The organism is Gilliamella sp. Pas-s25 (assembly GCF_009795885.1).
Taxonomy (GTDB): domain Bacteria; phylum Pseudomonadota; class Gammaproteobacteria; order Enterobacterales; family Orbaceae; genus Gilliamella.
On sequence record NZ_WTEV01000058.1, the window covers coordinates 1 to 2,007 of the forward strand.

Genomic DNA, 2,007 nt, shown 5'->3' on the forward strand with positions numbered 1-2,007 from the left:
AATTTTTTGACCATGATATTTGTCTCCTATGATTTTTGTTTATATCATAGAGGCAGCTTTTGTCCACTTTTTTGGCGAGGATCAACCTAGAGATATTGCACATAAACAAAATACAATGCTAAAAATTTGGAATAGCAATTAATTATAAAAACAGCCCAAACTAACAAAGCTTGGGCTGTTTGCTTGATCACGCTTTAAACGTGATCCAAGGTTTAAGTTTTACCACTGACTTAATTAAATCAGCATTTTCTTGCGATTCGATTACCGGTGTGATCGGTTTATAAGCCGCAGGGGCTTCTTCACGTAGACGTTCCTCTTTTAAGGTAATACATTGCCATGGCAAATTAACCTTATCAGTCACCACTTTTTTGCTACGCATTGATTGCCGTCTTTCAGCTCTACCCGCACCATGCGAGCAAGACCATAACCAATCTGAATTTCCTTTACCAACCGCCACATAAGAGTAATCGCCCATTGAGCCAGGAATTAATACTATTTCCCCTTGATTAGCCGGCGTTGCCCCTTTGCGGTGAATATTCATACCATGCTCAGGTAAAATAATATTATGCGAAATATCCACGATTAACTGACTATTATCGTGTTTAAAAATCGCCATGAATTCTTTACGTATCAATTCCGTGATAACAATTCGGTTGATCCAAGCATAACGTGCTGCAACGCCCATAGCTTGCAAGTAATTTTGAGCATTATCATCGGCCAAACCAAATAATCCAGATGTTGGATATTTTTCGTTTATTGGCCATAATTCTTTGGCTTTATCTTGCCAACGCTTGCCAATATAAAATCCCACATCACGTGAACCAGTATGAATCATTATCACAACAGCATCTTTCTTTAGCCCCATTTGATAAGCTAAATGTCGATCAAGGATCTCATCAACAATTTGTAACTCAACAAAATGGTTACCTGAACCAACGGTACCTAAGCTTGCTGGACGGATAATACTGCGTGACTCAAAAAAGGCCTCTGGTGCGTATTTGCTATCGGCGGTGATTAACGACTGCCCTGATATTTGGTTAATTTCGGCAAGTAATCGCTTAACATTAACCTCTTGCCACAAACCTTGTTGTGGTAGGGCTGCAATCCATTGCGCTATTCCTTGATCAAACAACGCTTGAAAGGATTGCGGCGTAACAGGAATATCTCGTTCATCTTGCAATAATACGCGTTTTAGTTGCGCGATAATTGCTGATTTTTGGTCATGCACTTGATCGTAGCTTAAGCCTGTTGTCAAAAGGCGCATACCGCAGTTAATATCAGTGCCAATAGCTGCTGGAATAATTAAATCTTCCGTTGTTGCCACAATACTGCCCACTGGCGCAATCGCACCTGGATGAAAATCGGGAGTAGCACGTGCAGCGCACACGTGCCCTAAGCTATTAGGTACCTTGACCGATGCAAAATCCAGTAACTGCTTGACAGCTTTTTCTTCTAAAGGTAAAGCCTGCGGTAATAAAACTTGAGCGGTCGTATTTTGTTGATTAAAAGTATAAATATCATTATCAAAATGACTTTCAATCCCTAGTCGGGATAAACGTTTTTGTAAACGGGTAAATGTAGACATCATTGCCACCTAGAAAACAATAAAAAACGGTCTCCTCTGTTGAGAAGATAATTACTGTTTTCCTGCAGCAGCACGATTCAGGAAAGCGGGCTTATTCTATACAAAGAATACTTGGATGTAAAGTATCAATATTATTCTTTGTGGTTTAAATTCAAGATCATATTTTCGCAAAGAAGCGGCAATCATGCAGGAATAGCTCAGGTGATAATTCACAATAATAAAAAACGTATTTTTCAAGCGTATCTTTTGTAGATGATTGATGATATAAATCTAAGATCATCGCTTTAGCTATCTTGGTGGTTATAGTCATTATCTTTTAAAATAATTAATCATAAACTAGGGGCTGTTGATCTTTGCTGTACATAAATTACTCAACAATACATTGGCAGCCACATTAACATAAATGCCAGTGATACCATACT

General features: G+C 38.7%; 1 protein-coding gene. It reads right to left on the reverse strand.

What is annotated here, in order from left to right:
- Nucleotides 1-187: 187 nt before the first annotated feature.
- Nucleotides 188-1,585: an RtcB family protein gene (locus tag GQ593_RS13195; protein ID WP_160432450.1), complete on the reverse strand. Its 1,398-nt coding sequence runs from the start codon at nt 1,583-1,585 to the stop codon at nt 188-190.
- Nucleotides 1,586-2,007: the final 422 nt, after the last annotated feature.